Raw genomic sequence first — 14,194 nt, forward strand, 5'->3', positions numbered from 1 at the left:
GTTCTACTCAGAGCTCGAAAGGTTTCCTACCGCTAACGCAGCCCATGCATGTGGTGCAGTACTTTGAAAGAAACCCTTAAATTTAGAATTTTAACTATACAAATCAACTAGATAGCAACTTTCCAGTTTGGTTGCTAAATTGCCTGTAGTGGGTTGCCGATTCTTGAGCAAATCGCGCAAAAGCTCGGCCTGCCGCAGTTGGAGGAACAACGTTGGGCGCGCCATCCGCTGGTTTACTTGATGGAGGCGGCGGACGACATCTGCTACGCCTTGATCGACCTGGAGGACGGCCTGGAAATGGAGTTGCTGCAATACGCCGAGGTCGAAGCACTGCTGCTCAACCTGGTGGGCGATGACTTGCCGCAAACCTATCGACAGCTGGGCCCCGGCGACTCGCGCCGACGCAAACTGGCGATCCTGCGCGGCAAGGCCATCGAACACCTGACCAACGCTGCGGCACAAGCCTTCGTTGAACAACAGGACGCCTTGCTCGCCGGCACCCTCCCCGGTGACTTGGTGGAACATATGCACGGCCCGGCCCAACGCTGCGTGCTGGATGCCAAGGACATGGCGCGCAAGAAAATCTTCCAGGACAAACGCAAGACCCTGCATGAAATCGGCGCCTACACCACCCTGGAAATCCTCTTGAACGCCTTTTGCGGCGCCGCGCTGGAACAGCATGGCGGCCGTACGCCGTCGTTCAAGAACCGGCGCATTCTCGACTTGCTCGGCAACAGCGCGCCAAACCCGGCCTGGCCGTTGCACGCCTCGTTCCTGCGCATGATCGATTTCATCGCCGGCATGACCGACAGCTACGCCACCGAAATGGCACGGGAGATGACCGGGCGCTCCAGCCCGCAATAACGTCGGCAATCAACCAGCCTGTTCCCTGAAAGGAATCGCCCTACGACGGGAACAGAGCTGCCTGATCGAATTCGCACAACCACTCAAAGAATAATCTCGCGCGCTTCTGGCCGACCTTGAAAGCAATTCCTACGCTCCGCCCCATCGACGCTTGACTCAGTGTGTGCCCTTTTATGCCCCAACATTGCCTGCATATTCTGCTGGTGGAGGACCATCCCTTTCAGCTTCTGGCAACCCAGTGCCTGCTCAAGAGCTTCGGCTTCGAGCAGCTGACGCTGGCGGAAAATGCCGAACATGCGATTCGCCAGATGACCCGGTCCCGGACGCCTTTCGACGTCATGCTCTGCGACCAGTGCCTGCCGGACCTGCCTGGGCTGGAACTGGTCGAAATAGCCAGCCGTCGGGGCTTCATCCGCGCAGCCATCCTGCTCAGTGGCCTGTCCATGCTTGAACTGTCGAAGCTCTATGCCCAGGCACGGCAACGCGGCCTACCCTTGTTGGGTTACTTATCCAAGCCATTGAATCGAGATGAACTTACCGCACTGATAAATCAGACTTCTGACATACAGCTGTAAGACTTTAAACATCAACTAATACGAAAAACACATTACAACGCCAACCTCGGATCGTTCTGCATGCCATTGCCTCCATACAATGGTCGACACACTGACACACCCAAGCATTAATTCCTGACAAATCGTAAGCAGATGCCTTTTTTGTTGTAGGAGTTTTCCTGTTTTGTATCCAGCACCACTGAGACTCATGCTCACAACACACCATCTGAGCTAATGTGCCCGCTTTATTTGCACTTGCATGGAATGGGATTATGAACTCAGTTTTCATTATCGATGACCACCCTGTTATAAGGCTGGCGATTCGAATGCTGTTGGAACACGAAGGCTATAAAGTCGTCGGCGAAACAGATAACGGTTGTGATGCGATACAGATGGTCCGCGAATGCCTACCGGACCTGATCATTCTTGACATCAGTATTCCAAAACTTGACGGGCTCGAAGTACTGTGCCGGTTCAACGCCATGAACACCCAGATGAAAACCCTCGTCCTGACCGCCCAGAGCCCCACGCTGTTCGCCACGCGCTGCATGCGTTCGGGTGCCGATGGCTACGTATGCAAGGAGGGCGACCTGAGTGAACTGCTGAGTGCCATCCGTGCCGTATTGTCAGGCTACAACTACTTCCCTAGCCAGGCATTGAATGCCAACGGCGTGGACACCAACTCCCAGGAACTTGAACTGTTCAAGTCCGTTAACGACAGGGAGTTAATGGTGTTGCAACTTTTTGCACAAGGCCGCACCAACAAAGAAATCGCCAAAGGTATGTTTTTAAGTAACAAAACAGTCAGCACCTACAAAAAGAGGCTCATGCAAAAACTGAAAGCCAAATCCTTGGTAGAACTTATCGAGTTGGCAAAACGAAACGCGCTAGTGTGAGAAAGCGGATGCCCAGGTGTATAAAGGATTATCTGATTGTATTGAGTGCAGGCCTATGCTTGAGCACGGCCGTGTTTGCGGCTCAAACCGAACCGCAACATTTCACCCTGTTGAGCCGTGTGGGGTCCCTTCAACTGGACACTCAGCTGGACAAAGCCCAGCGCCAGTGGCTGCAGAACAAACGCGAATTGGTGCTGGGCACTGCGCAACCGGACTACCCGCCCTTTGACCTTACGTCCAGCGGGCAAGACTACGAAGGGCTTACTGCCGACTATGCAGGGATTCTCGCCAAGGCACTGGCGATGCCAGTCAAGGTGTTGCGCTATCCCACCCGAGAGGCCGCCATTCAAGCACTCGAAAAAGGTGAAATCGATCTGCTCGGTTCCTCCAATGGCTTTGAGGCTGCAAACCCTCGGCTCACGCTTTCCACGCCGTACGCCGTAGACCAACCGGTATTGGTGACCCGTGAGCATGAGACGCGCAGCCTCAGCGAGGGCCTGGCGGGGCTGCGCTTAAGCCTGGTTTATCACTACCTGCCACTGGACGAAGTACAAAAGCTGTACCCCAAAGCAGCCATCCGTGCCTATCCCTCGTATCAGAATGCCTTGAACGCGGTGGCATTCGATCAGGCAGACGTGTTTCTCGGCGACACCATTTCTACCCACTACATGATCAACAAGGGCTACCTGAAGAATATCCGCATGGCCAACTTCGGTAAGCACGAAGCTTACGGATTCAGCTTTGCCCTGCGCCAGGACCAGCAGATGCTTCTGGGTATCGTCAATTCGGTGCTGGCGACGGTACCCAGCAACGAACGGGACAGCATTGCCAAACGCTGGAGTGCAGGCAGCGACATCCTGCTGACCGACCAGAAGCTGCAACTGAACGACCGCGAGGAGCGCTGGCTGAGGGAACACCCGGTGGTCAAGGTGGTTGTGAACGAAACCTTCGCGCCGGTAACGTTCTTTGATGCCGACGGCAACTTCCGTGGCATTGCTGCCGACCTGCTGGAGCTGATTCGCCTGCGTACCGGGATGCGTTTCGAGATCGTCCGCGTGCGGGGTATCAGCACGATGATCGAACAGTTGGAGACTGGCAAATCCGACATGATCAGCGCCATCGCGCCCAGCCCCGAACGGGAAGCCCAGCTCAACTTCAGCCGGCCCTACCTGGAAAACTCCTATGTGATGTTGACGCGCAAAGAAGATCAGGCGCCAGCCAGCCTGGAGGCAATGGACGGTAAACGCCTGGCATTGACCCAAGGCAGCCCGATTTCAAAATTCCTGCGTGAAAACTTCCCGAGGATTCAACTGGTAGAGACGATCGACACGTTCAAATCCGCCGAACTACTGGTCCAGGGCCATGTAGATGGCGCAGTGAACACCTTGGTGGTTGCCAACTACTTCCTGTCCTCACCCATGTTCCAGGACAAGATTCAGACCAGCTTCAGCATTGGCACGACGCCAGCCGCCTTTGCCCTGGCGACGTCACGCTCAGCGAACGAACTGAGTTCAATCCTGGACAAGGCCTTGCTGAGCATCGACCCGGATGAACTGGGGGTCATCAACAGTCGGTGGCGAGGCTACACCGCCGCCTCCGACAGTTACTGGCGCAACTACCACGACATGATTGCCCAGATCATCCTCGGTACCGGGCTCTTGCTGCTGATATCCCTGGCGTGGAACGCCTACATGCGCCGGCAGATCAGGCATCGCAAGATGGCCGAGCGCGCACTCAACGATCAGTTCGAGTTCATGCGGGCGCTGGTCAACGAAACCCCACACCCCATTTACGTGCGTGACCGCAAGGGACTACTGCAGACCTGTAACGACAGCTATCTGCAAGTATTTGACGTCAAGCGCGAGGACGTGATCGGAAAAAGTGTCATGCAGATCAGCACGGCCCTCGACACTGAAGCCGCTCATTACCACGCCGACTACCAACGCGTCGTGGCGCAAGGCAATCCGCAAATTCTCGATCGTCCCCTGCATATCCGTGGCAAAAAACACACGATCTACCATTGGATCCTGCCTTACCGCGATTCCACTGGAGAGGTCCAAGGCATCATCGGTGGCTGGATCGACATCAGCGAACGGCGCCAGCTATTCGATGAACTGCGCACGGCCAAAGAGCGTGCCGACGAGGCCAACCGCGCCAAAAGCACCTTTCTGGCAACCATGAGCCACGAAATCCGCACCCCGATGAACGCGGTGATCGGCATGCTGGAGCTGACGCTCAAGCGGGCTGACCAGGGCCATCTGGATCGCCCGGCGATTGAAGTGGCCTATAACTCGGCGAAGGACCTGTTGGAGTTGATTGGCGACATCCTCGACATCGCGCGTATCGAATCCGGTCGCCTGAGCCTCGCCCCCGAGCGGGTCAACCTGAAAGAGGTGATCGAGTCAGTGGTGCGCGTGTTCGACGGCCTGGCACGTCAGAAAACCCTCAGCTTGCTGCTTGAGTACAAGCCTGATCTGGATGACAACGACGTACTGATCGATCCGTTGCGCTTCAAGCAGGTGCTGTCCAACCTGGTCAGCAATGCCATCAAGTTCACTGAGCGCGGTCAGGTGAAGATCCGGGTCGAGGTACTTGCTACTAACCTGCCGCAGCGGGTCGAGATGAAACTGGTCGTGGAAGACACCGGCATTGGTATCAGCCGGGACGATCAACTTCGCCTGTTCGAACCCTTCGCCCAGGCAGATAACTCAGGGCACCTGGCCCGCAGTGGTGCGGGTCTGGGACTGGTCATCTGCCGCAGCCTGTGCGAGATGATGGGCGGGCAATTGAGCCTGAGCAGCGTGCCGATGGTGGGCACCCAGGTGCATATCAGCTTGAAAATGCCGCGCCTGCCACCGCTCCAGGCAGTGGATGAACTCAAGCCGGCGACACCCGCTTCTGCCTCGGTGCTTAACGTACTGGTGGTGGACGACCATCCCGCCAATCGCTTGCTGATGTGCCAGCAACTGGGCTACCTGGGGCACCAGTTCACGGCCGCCCAGCACGGTGCTGCGGGGTTCCAGGCCTGGCGTCAGGAACACTTCGACCTGGTGATCGCCGACTGCAACATGCCCATCATGAATGGCTACGAATTGAGCCGGTCTATCCGCGAGTACGAACTGCGCGAGCAGCGACCGCCGTGCATTGTGCTGGGCTTTACCGCCAACGCCCAACCCGAAGAGAAACAGCGCTGCGCCGAAGCGGGCATGGATGACTGTCTGTTCAAACCCATCAGCCTCACCGCGCTGGAACGGCAATTAACACAAATCAGACCGCAACCCTGCAGCGTAAAGCTGGACCTTGGCAGCCTGGACGCGCTGACGGGAGGCGACCCGCAACTCAGCCAGCGCCTGCTGGAGGAGCTGCTCAGCAGCAGTCGCCATGATCGGGAAAAATTGGTGGCATTGTCGGTATGCCAGGCCCCGGCACAGGACATCATCGAGCAGGCCCACAAGATCAAAGGTGCCGCGCGTATCGTGCAGGCTCACGATTTGGCCGGGCAATGTGAGGCGTTGGAGCAAGCCTGTACCCGAGGGGAGCAGCAGCCGGCGATCGAAACAGGGATCAAGGCCCTGGAAAAATGCATGCTTGAGTTGGAGAGAATGCTGCAAACACAACTCAACGAACTCAATCGTGCCTGACAGCCGTCCTCAGGGAGCGAAATTTCTCGCTCCCTGAGGGATCAGATCAGCAGTCGGTCAAACGCAGGAAAATCGCCGCCAACTGTTCGATCCCCGCCTGATCTTGCGCGGTGAAGCGCGCCAGCGAAGGGCTGTCCAGATCGAGGACGCCAACCAGCCGGCCATCCTTGACCAACGGGACCACCAGCTCGCTGTTGGAGGCGCTGTCACAGGCGATATGCCCTGGGAATGCATGCACGTCTTCCACCCGCTGGGTTTGCCGCGAGGCCGCCGCCGCACCGCACACACCACGGCCAAACGGGATACGTACACAGGCGATCTGGCCCTGGAACGGCCCGAGCACCAGCTCTTCATTGCGGTTGAGATAGAAGCCGGCCCAGTTCAGGTCGTCCAGCTGGTTGAACAGGAACGCGGAAAACTGCGCACTGTTGGCGATGAAGTCACGCTCGTCGGCGAGCAGCGATTGCAGTTGCGCACACAGCATGGCATAGCCATCAAGGCCGGTGCCGGCTTGTTGTAGATCGATCACGGTTGACGCTCCAGCAATTTGAGGCCCACCCAGTAACGGGCGAATTGATACGCGCAACGGCCGTTGCGATTGCCGCGCCCGGTTGCCCAGCGCACAGCAAGGATGTCGAGGTTTTCATCACGCTGCCACTGCAAGCCGGCCTTGCCCGCCAGCTCGCCGATCCAGTGCTCCACTACATCCAGGAAGTGTTCCTGGGTGAACGGGTAGAACGACAGCCACAGGCCAAAACGGTCCGACAGGGCAATCTTGTCTTCCACGGCTTCGCTCGGGTGCAGCTCGCCGTCCACGCGCTTCCAGTTGTCATTGTCGCTCTGGTTTTCCGGGACCAGGTGACGACGGTTCGACGTGGCGTACAGCAGCACGTTTTCCGGCGCCTGTTCGAGGGAGCCATCGAGCACGCTCTTGAGCACGCGGTAATCACCCTCGCCCGCTTCGAACGACAGGTCATCGCAAAACAGGATGAAGCGTTGCGGCAGCTTGAGCAGTTGCTCGACCACGCGCGGCAGGTCGGCCAGGTGGTCGCGTTCGATCTCGATCAAGCGCAGGCCGGCCTGCGCATGTTGGGCCAGCAAGGCGCGCACCATGGACGACTTGCCGGTGCCACGCGAACCCCACAGCAACGCATGGTTGGCGGGCAGGCCATCGAGAAACTGCTGGGTATTGCGTGCCAGGGTTTCACGCTGCTTGTCGACGCCGATCAGGTCGGACAGACGCATGTCCAGGCTGACTTCCAGTGGCAACAAGAAGCCGCTGCGGCCTTCACGCTGCCAACGGGCAGCCAGGCACTGGTTCCAGTCGATGGCTTGGCGCGGCGCGGGCAACAAGGGTTCCAAGCGGGCGAGCACTGCATCGGCCCGCTCAAGAAAGGCATTCAATCGAGAATCCACGATTATTCCTCTGGCAAGTTCTTGCAAAAGATGGCGTATTGGCAGCCCCGCGGCAGAACACACGAGGCTGCGTAAAAACCGATTAATGCCGGGCAAGCCAGAGCCGGTGGATGTTCAGCTATGCTTGCCGGGCGAAGGGAAACGTGAAGTGGTTCAACACCCGATGGATATCAAGTTCGCCCACCGCTTGTCTTATAAACAAGCCAGATTGACTGTGCTGGTCGGTTTCGTCTTGGGAACCTTGCTCAGTCTGATCCAAATCGGCATTGATTATGCCAGCGAAGACGCATCCATCAACCGTGAAATACGCTCGCTGCTCGAAATCAGCCACAACCCCGCGTCCCGTATCGCCTACAACATCGACGCCGAACTGGCGCAAGAGCTGACCCTGGGCCTGCTGCATTCTCCGGCGATCATCCGCGCCCGGTTAGTCGACAACAACGGCGTGGTGCTCGCTGACGTCAACCGACCCCGCGCGCAAAGCCCCTACCGCCCCATCAGCGACTTTCTGTTTGGTGCCAACCGCCAGTTTGAAGACCGATTGTTTCTTACACACATGCCCAACGAATCCCTCGGCGAGCTGCACCTGGATGTCGATACCTACGCGTTTGGCAGCCGCTTCCTGCGCCGCGCCGAGATCACTCTGCTCAATGGCTTTGCCCGCAGCCTGCTGCTGACCGGGATCCTGCTCGGCCTGTTCTACGTGATGCTGACCCAACCTCTGGTGCGCATCATTCGAGCGCTGAGCACCAGTAAACAAACACGCCTGGATTGCCCGCCCGGTCACGAAAACGACGAGATCGGCGTGTTGGTGAACGTGGCCAACCAGCAATTCGAAAACATGGAAACCGAGATCCAGCAGCGCCGCCACGCCGAAGACCGCCTCACCGAATACCTGGGGCAACTGGAGCATATTGTCTCGGCGCGCACCCTGGAGCTCAAGACCAGCAACCAGCGGCTGAGCCAGTCCAATGACGAGCTGGAAGCCGCCAAGATCAACGCGATTGGCATGGCACAGGCAAGAGCGGCGTTCCTGGCCAACATGAGCCACGAAATCCGTACGCCGCTCAATGGCCTGCTGGGGATGATCGCCCTGTCCCTGGACAGCCCGCTGAACGCCGAGCAGCGCCAGCAACTGTCCATCGCCCATGATTCGGGCAAGGTGCTGGTGGAGTTGCTCAACGATATTCTCGACCTGTCCAAGTTCGATGCCGGCCAGCTTGAACTGGAGTCGATCCCCTTCGACCTCGGTTCATTGGTGGAAGACACCGCGAACCTGCTGTCGCAGAACGCCGCGTCGAGCGTCGAGCTGACGTGCCTGATCGATCCGCTGTTTCCGGCCCAGGTCATCGGCGACCCGACGCGGGTGCGGCAGATTGTCAGCAACTTGCTTTCCAACGCGCTGAAGTTCACACGCTTCGGCCGCGTGGACGTGCGCCTCAGCACCCACAACGACCAGGTGAGGATTGAGGTGTGTGACACCGGGATCGGCATTGCGCCAGAAGCACAGCTGAAGATATTCCAGCCGTTTACCCAGGCGGGTGCGGGCATCACCCGGCAGTTCGGCGGCACCGGGCTGGGCCTGGCCTTGACCCACAACCTGTGCGAAGCGATGCGCGGCCGCTTGAGCATCAGTTCCGAAGTGGGCTTCGGCAGCCAGTTCTGCGCCGAACTGCCACTGCCCACTCACTTGCCCGCCGCCCGCCAGGCGCCACTCCAGGGTGAGGTGATCGCCATTACCAGTGCCGGCAGTGGCTTGGCGGAGCTGCTGACCAGCCTGTTGCCCCATTGGGGGCTCACGCCACATTGCTATCCCCGTGACGCGGATATGAGCGGACGAAACCCCGATCTGTTGATCACCGACTGCCCCGAATGCCTGTTCCGCCTACGCCCCACCCTCAACGCGCCGATCTTGCTGGTCACCGCCTATGGCAATTTCATGCCCAGCGAAGAAGTCGCAGCGCTGGCGCCATTGCAACAACAGGCGCGCCCTTTGAGCCGCAATGCGCTGTACCAGATCCTGCAACGCAACCTGCGCAGCGACGCGCAACCGTTCCTCGACCCGATCCAGATGGACGCCCCACCCCTCACGCACCGGGCGCGCATCCTGCTGGTGGAGGACAACCCGGTCAATCAACTGGTGGCCAAGGGCATGCTCGGCAAGCTGGGCTGCGAAGTGATCGTCGCGGCCCATGGCGGTGAAGCGCTCAAGTGCCTGGAGGAACAGCACTTTGACTTGGTCTTGATGGACTGCAACATGCCGGTCATGGATGGCTACGAGGCCAGCCGGCAGATTCGTCGCAGCGGGCGCTGGCCGGACCTGCCCATCGTGGCCTTGACCGCCAACGCCCTGGCCGAAGAGCGCGAGCGCTGCCGGGCGGCCGGGATGAATGACTACCTGGCCAAGCCGTTCCGCCGTGAAGAGCTCAAGGGCCTGCTGGACCTATGGGTGCCGCGCTCGACAAACCTCTGATTTGCGCGAGTAACTGATCAAGACCGTCGCGCAGGGCGTCGGCCTGGTTAAGATCGACACCGCTGTCGCACAACAGGCGGGTTTTCAGGCCGTGTGCCTGATCCCGCAACTGCACACCCGTCTCGCTCAGGCTCAAATGCACTTCACGCTCGTCCCGCGCACTGCGCTGGCGCCGCACCAGCCCAAGCTGCTCCAGGCGCTTGAGCAGCGGCGTGAGCGTGCCCGAATCGAGCATCAGCCGCTCCCCCAGCGCCCTGACCGTGGGCTGGGCCGGTGATGCGCCGTGCCATTCCCATAGCACCAGCATCGCCAGGTATTGCGGATAGGTCAGGCCGAGCCGATCCAGCATGGGTTTGTAGGCACGGGTCACCGCCCGTGACGCCGCGTACAGCTTGAAACACAACTGATCGTCGAGGGCCAGGGACACGTTGGGCTGGTCGGTCATTTGAGCAGGGCTTCGATCTCTTGGGTCAGGTCTTGCGGCTTGGTGGTCGGGGCGAAACGCTTGACGACCTGGCCATCGCGACCGATGAGGAACTTGGTGAAGTTCCATTTGATGCCTTTGGAGCCCAGCAAGCCCGGCGCCTGCTGTTTCAACTGCACGAACAACGGGTGGGCATCGCTGCCATTGACATCGATCTTCTTGAACAACGGGAAACTGACACCGAAGTTCAACTCGCAAAACTCGGTGATCGCGCCTTCGTTGCCTGGCTCCTGCTTGCCAAACTGGTTGCAGGGAAAGCCCAGTACCACCAGGCCCTGGTCCTTGTAGTCCTGCCAGAGTTGCTCCAGGCCCTTGTACTGCGGGGTGAAGCCACATTTGCTGGCGGTGTTGACCACCAGGATGGCCTTGCCGGCGAAATCGGCCAAGGTCTTTTGCTCACCCTTGATGGTGGTGCAAGGGATGCTCAGCAGGTTGTTGCTCATGGCAGTGCCTCAAGGAATAGGAAAGAACGACAAACATAGCGAGCAATTCAATTGCGTGCAATTCAATTAATTGAAGTAGTGCCGTTGATCGTTCCCACGCTCTGCGTGGGAACGCAGCCTGGACGCTCCGCGTCCTTCCTCGCCAGCGGGACGCGGAGCGTTCCAAGAGGCATTCCCACGCGGAGCGTGGGAACGAGCATTCAGCGGGGTACGAAGTCCAGGCACACCGAGTTGATGCAATAACGCAGGCCCGTCGGCGGCGGGCCGTCCGGGAACACGTGGCCCAGGTGCGCATCGCATTTGGCGCAGGTGACTTCGGTGCGGATCATGCCGTGGCTGACGTCACGGATCTCGATCATCGCGCTGTCGGCAATCGGCTCGTAGAAGCTCGGCCAGCCGCAACCGGCATCGAACTTGGTGCGCGAATCGAACAACGGCTCGTTGCAGCAAATGCAGTGGTACACGCCGTCGGTGGTGGTGGCGTTGTACTTACCGGAAAACGGGCGCTCGGTGCCTTTGAGGCGGCACACCTGGTACTGCGCCGGGTCGAGCATGTCCTGCCATTCCTGAAGGGTTTTCTGCAACTTTTCCATCGGTACACCTCGGCAACTGAAAAACCCTGATCTGTGTCTTTTCCGTAGATCAGGTGGCACGTATGATTGCGCCTCTTCAAAACGCCAGTCTGGCACCCGCGCTACCGGCATTCAAACGTATTTATGGGTGCCGGCCCCGCAGGATTCACAGTACGGTAGTGCCCCTACCTTCTGGATCGTTCATTTTCAGGATCACATCGCCATGCAGGTCAGCAAATCGAACAAGCTCGCCAACGTCTGCTATGACATTCGCGGCCCAGTGCTCAAGCACGCCAAACGCCTGGAAGAGGAAGGCCATCGCATCCTCAAGCTGAACATTGGCAACCCGGCGCCCTTTGGTTTCGAAGCGCCGGACGAAATCCTCCAGGACGTGATCCGCAACCTGCCAACCGCCCAGGGCTACAGCGATTCCAAGGGCCTGTTCAGCGCGCGCAAGGCAGTGATGCAGTACTACCAGCAGAAGCAGGTAGAAGGCGTTGGCATCGAAGACATCTACCTGGGCAATGGCGTGTCCGAGCTGATCGTGATGTCCATGCAGGCCCTGCTCAACAACGGCGACGAAGTGCTGGTGCCGGCGCCGGACTACCCGCTGTGGACTGCCGCCGTGACCCTGGCCGGTGGCCATCCGGTGCACTACCTGTGTGACGAAGGCGCCGACTGGTTCCCGGACCTGGCCGACATCAAGGCCAAGATCACCCCGAACACCAAGGCCCTGGTGATCATCAACCCGAACAACCCGACCGGCGCCGTGTACTCCAAGGAAGTGCTGCTGGGCATGCTGGAGTTGGCACGCCAGCACAACCTCGTCGTGTTCTCCGACGAGATCTACGACAAGATCCTCTACGACGACGCCGTGCACGTATGCACCGCCTCGCTGGCGCCGGACCTGCTGTGCCTGACCTTCAACGGCCTGTCCAAGTCCTATCGCGTGGCGGGTTTCCGCTCCGGCTGGATCGCCATTTCCGGGCCCAAGCACAATGCCCAGAGCTACATCGAAGGCATCGACATGCTGGCCAATATGCGCCTGTGTGCCAACGTGCCGAGCCAGCACGCCATCCAGACTGCCCTCGGCGGTTACCAGAGCATCAACGATCTGGTCCTGCCCCAGGGCCGCCTGCTGGAACAGCGCAACCGTACCTGGGAGCTGCTCAACGCGATCCCCGGCGTGAGCTGCGTAAAACCCATGGGCGCACTGTACGCGTTCCCCCGGATCGACCCGAAAGTCTGCCCGATCTTCAACGACGAGAAGTTCGTGCTCGACCTGCTGCTGTCGGAAAAGCTGCTGGTGGTCCAGGGCACTGCATTCAACTGGCCGTGGCCGGATCACTTCCGCGTGGTGACCTTGCCGCGTGTGGATGACCTGGACATGGCCATTGGTCGCATCGGCAACTTCCTGAAGTCCTATCGCCAGTAACGACAATGGCGCTGTGCGACCGACATTCGGTCGTACAGCGAGTATCTGGCAACACTTCTCTGCCCTTAGCCCCCCTTCTGATATCACTGCCTGCCAAGGATCGGTAAGCCCCCTATAATTACGGGACGCAAAGGCATGGGTGTGACGATCACGAGAGATTTTCCAGGTCGGAAAATCCCTTCAAGGCTCTACATTCAAGCTGTAGGACACAGTTTGAAATAGTCGCTCGGTTGAATAGCCCCATGCCGCACCTTATATACCCCGCAGTACGCGACATATTAAGCATGAGGAGAACTCTACAACCATGATGCGCATCCTGCTGTTCTTGGCCACTAACCTGGCGGTCGTGCTGATTGCCAGCATCACCCTGAGCCTTTTTGGCTTCAACGGGTTCATGGCGGCCAACGGGGTTGACCTGAACCTCAATCAGCTGCTGGTTTTCTGTGCGGTCTTTGGTTTTGCCGGTTCGCTGTTCTCGCTGTTCATCTCCAAGTGGATGGCGAAAATGAGCACCAGCACCCAAGTCATCACCCAGCCACGCACCCGGCATGAGCAATGGTTGCTGCAGACCGTCGAGCAATTGTCCCGCGAGGCCGGCATCAAGATGCCCGAGGTCGGGATCTTCCCGGCTTATGAAGCCAACGCCTTTGCCACTGGCTGGAACAAGAACGACGCGCTCGTTGCAGTGAGCCAGGGCATGCTGGAACGCTTCTCGTATGACGAAGTGAAAGCGGTACTGGCCCACGAGATCGGCCACGTGGCCAACGGTGACATGGTCACCCTGGCGCTGGTACAAGGCGTGGTGAACACCTTCGTGATGTTCTTCGCACGGATCATCGGCAACTTTGTCGACAAGGTGATCTTCAAGAACGAAGAAGGCCGCGGCATTGCCTACTACGTGGCGACCATCTTCGCTGAGTTGGTACTGGGTTTCCTGGCCAGTGCGATCACCATGTGGTTCTCGCGCAAACGGGAATTCCGTGCAGACGAAGCCGGTGCCCGCCTGGCCGGTACCGGGGCGATGATCGCAGCGCTGCAACACCTGCGCTCCGAACAAGGCCTGCCGGTGCATATGCCGGACAGCCTGACCGCCTTCGGCATCAACGGTGGCATCAAGCAGGGCTTTGCTCGCCTGTTCATGAGCCACCCGCCGCTGGAAGAGCGGATCGACGCACTGCGTCGTCGGGGCTGATAGGCCACGGGTGACACCAAAAGGGGCGATCTGATCGCCCCTTTTTTTGTGCTTTGTCGCCATCTCGGCATAGGTATCTACACAACGACTGAACCTGACAAAACCCAAAACTCTGGCTCTGGCTCTGGCTTTTCAGCTTTTGATCTTAGGCGCCCCGTTAACCACGCTGGCCGAACGCAGGCTTGAATCCGTGGGTAACCCGGCAGGACGCCGGGTTAGCCGTC

Annotated in this window: 11 protein-coding genes and 1 pseudogene; 7 read left to right on the top strand and 5 right to left on the bottom strand. The window is 59.0% G+C overall.

The window, feature by feature from the left end; all coding sequences use genetic code 11:
- Positions 1-147: 147 nt before the first annotated feature.
- From ACZRMO_RS20765 to ACZRMO_RS20780, 4 genes and pseudogenes are all read left to right on the top strand, one after another.
- Positions 148-864: pseudogene (locus tag ACZRMO_RS20765) on the top strand (deoxyguanosinetriphosphate triphosphohydrolase); the annotation flags it as partial.
- 173 nt (positions 865-1,037) lie between these two features.
- The gene (locus ACZRMO_RS20770; protein ID WP_463974040.1) at positions 1,038-1,439 is read left to right on the top strand and encodes a response regulator; all 402 of its coding nucleotides are present in this window, start codon (positions 1,038-1,040) and stop codon (positions 1,437-1,439) included.
- Between the two features lie 251 nt (positions 1,440-1,690).
- Positions 1,691-2,314 carry a response regulator gene (locus ACZRMO_RS20775; protein ID WP_463974041.1) on the top strand — a complete coding sequence of 208 codons (624 nt, stop codon included), beginning with the start codon at positions 1,691-1,693 and terminating at the stop codon, positions 2,312-2,314.
- An 8-nt stretch (positions 2,315-2,322) separates the two neighbouring features.
- The gene (locus ACZRMO_RS20780) at positions 2,323-5,955 is read left to right on the top strand and encodes a transporter substrate-binding domain-containing protein (RefSeq protein ID WP_463974042.1); all 3,633 of its coding nucleotides are present in this window, start codon (positions 2,323-2,325) and stop codon (positions 5,953-5,955) included.
- A gap of 46 nt (positions 5,956-6,001) precedes the next feature.
- Here ACZRMO_RS20780 and ACZRMO_RS20785 read toward each other — a convergent pair whose 3' ends face one another.
- Positions 6,002-6,484: a GAF domain-containing protein gene (locus ACZRMO_RS20785; RefSeq protein ID WP_207041409.1), complete on the bottom strand. Its 483-nt coding sequence runs from the start codon at positions 6,482-6,484 to the stop codon at positions 6,002-6,004.
- Positions 6,481-7,371, bottom strand: coding sequence for an ATP-binding protein (locus ACZRMO_RS20790; protein ID WP_124525371.1), 891 nt, complete (start codon positions 7,369-7,371; stop codon positions 6,481-6,483). Before ACZRMO_RS20790 ends, ACZRMO_RS20785 begins: the two co-directional genes overlap by 4 nt.
- Before the next feature lie 163 nt (positions 7,372-7,534).
- Between ACZRMO_RS20790 and ACZRMO_RS20795 the strand changes: the two genes are divergently transcribed.
- Positions 7,535-9,844 (top strand): hybrid sensor histidine kinase/response regulator, encoded by a 2,310-nt coding sequence (locus ACZRMO_RS20795; protein ID WP_463974043.1) that lies wholly within the window; start codon positions 7,535-7,537, stop codon positions 9,842-9,844.
- On the opposite strand, the gene ACZRMO_RS20800 is transcribed toward ACZRMO_RS20795, so the two are convergent.
- The 3 genes from ACZRMO_RS20800 to msrB form a co-directional block, all read right to left on the bottom strand.
- Positions 9,798-10,289, bottom strand: coding sequence for a MarR family winged helix-turn-helix transcriptional regulator (locus ACZRMO_RS20800; protein WP_463974044.1), 492 nt, complete (start codon positions 10,287-10,289; stop codon positions 9,798-9,800). The two genes, ACZRMO_RS20795 and ACZRMO_RS20800, sit on opposite strands and share 47 nt — an antisense overlap.
- Positions 10,286-10,771 (bottom strand): glutathione peroxidase, encoded by a 486-nt coding sequence (locus ACZRMO_RS20805; protein ID WP_017734397.1) that lies wholly within the window; start codon positions 10,769-10,771, stop codon positions 10,286-10,288. The genes ACZRMO_RS20800 and ACZRMO_RS20805 overlap by 4 nt, the downstream gene beginning before the upstream one ends.
- Before the next feature lie 200 nt (positions 10,772-10,971).
- Complete coding sequence (gene msrB / locus ACZRMO_RS20810; RefSeq protein ID WP_124525375.1) at positions 10,972-11,364, bottom strand: peptide-methionine (R)-S-oxide reductase MsrB; 393 nt, start codon at positions 11,362-11,364, stop codon at positions 10,972-10,974.
- A gap of 202 nt (positions 11,365-11,566) precedes the next feature.
- Here msrB and ACZRMO_RS20815 point away from each other — a divergent pair, with 202 nt between their 5' ends.
- Positions 11,567-12,778 (top strand): pyridoxal phosphate-dependent aminotransferase, encoded by a 1,212-nt coding sequence (locus ACZRMO_RS20815; protein ID WP_017734399.1) that lies wholly within the window; start codon positions 11,567-11,569, stop codon positions 12,776-12,778.
- A 304-nt stretch (positions 12,779-13,082) separates the two neighbouring features.
- On the top strand, positions 13,083-13,970 hold the full coding sequence (htpX, locus tag ACZRMO_RS20820; protein ID WP_124525376.1) for a protease HtpX: 888 nt from the start codon (positions 13,083-13,085) through the stop codon (positions 13,968-13,970).
- The last annotated feature ends 224 nt before the right edge of the window (positions 13,971-14,194 follow it).

It is taken from the genome of Pseudomonas sp. B611 (assembly GCF_055407965.1).

Bases quoted from the DNA above. Each gene is read 5' to 3' on its own strand.
- ACZRMO_RS20805 (WP_017734397.1), bottom strand. From the start codon at position 10,771: ATGAGCAACAACCTGCTGAGCATCCCTTGCACCACCATCAAGGGTGAG.
- ACZRMO_RS20780 (WP_463974042.1), top strand. From the start codon at position 2,323: ATGCCCAGGTGTATAAAGGATTATCTGATTGTATTGAGTGCAGGCCTA.
- ACZRMO_RS20815 (WP_017734399.1), top strand. From the start codon at position 11,567: ATGCAGGTCAGCAAATCGAACAAGCTCGCCAACGTCTGCTATGACATT.
- ACZRMO_RS20795 (WP_463974043.1), top strand. From the start codon at position 7,535: ATGGATATCAAGTTCGCCCACCGCTTGTCTTATAAACAAGCCAGATTG.
- ACZRMO_RS20770 (WP_463974040.1), top strand. From the start codon at position 1,038: ATGCCCCAACATTGCCTGCATATTCTGCTGGTGGAGGACCATCCCTTT.
- ACZRMO_RS20775 (WP_463974041.1), top strand. From the start codon at position 1,691: ATGAACTCAGTTTTCATTATCGATGACCACCCTGTTATAAGGCTGGCG.
- htpX (WP_124525376.1), top strand. From the start codon at position 13,083: ATGATGCGCATCCTGCTGTTCTTGGCCACTAACCTGGCGGTCGTGCTG.
- ACZRMO_RS20800 (WP_463974044.1), bottom strand. From the start codon at position 10,289: ATGACCGACCAGCCCAACGTGTCCCTGGCCCTCGACGATCAGTTGTGT.
- msrB (WP_124525375.1), bottom strand. From the start codon at position 11,364: ATGGAAAAGTTGCAGAAAACCCTTCAGGAATGGCAGGACATGCTCGAC.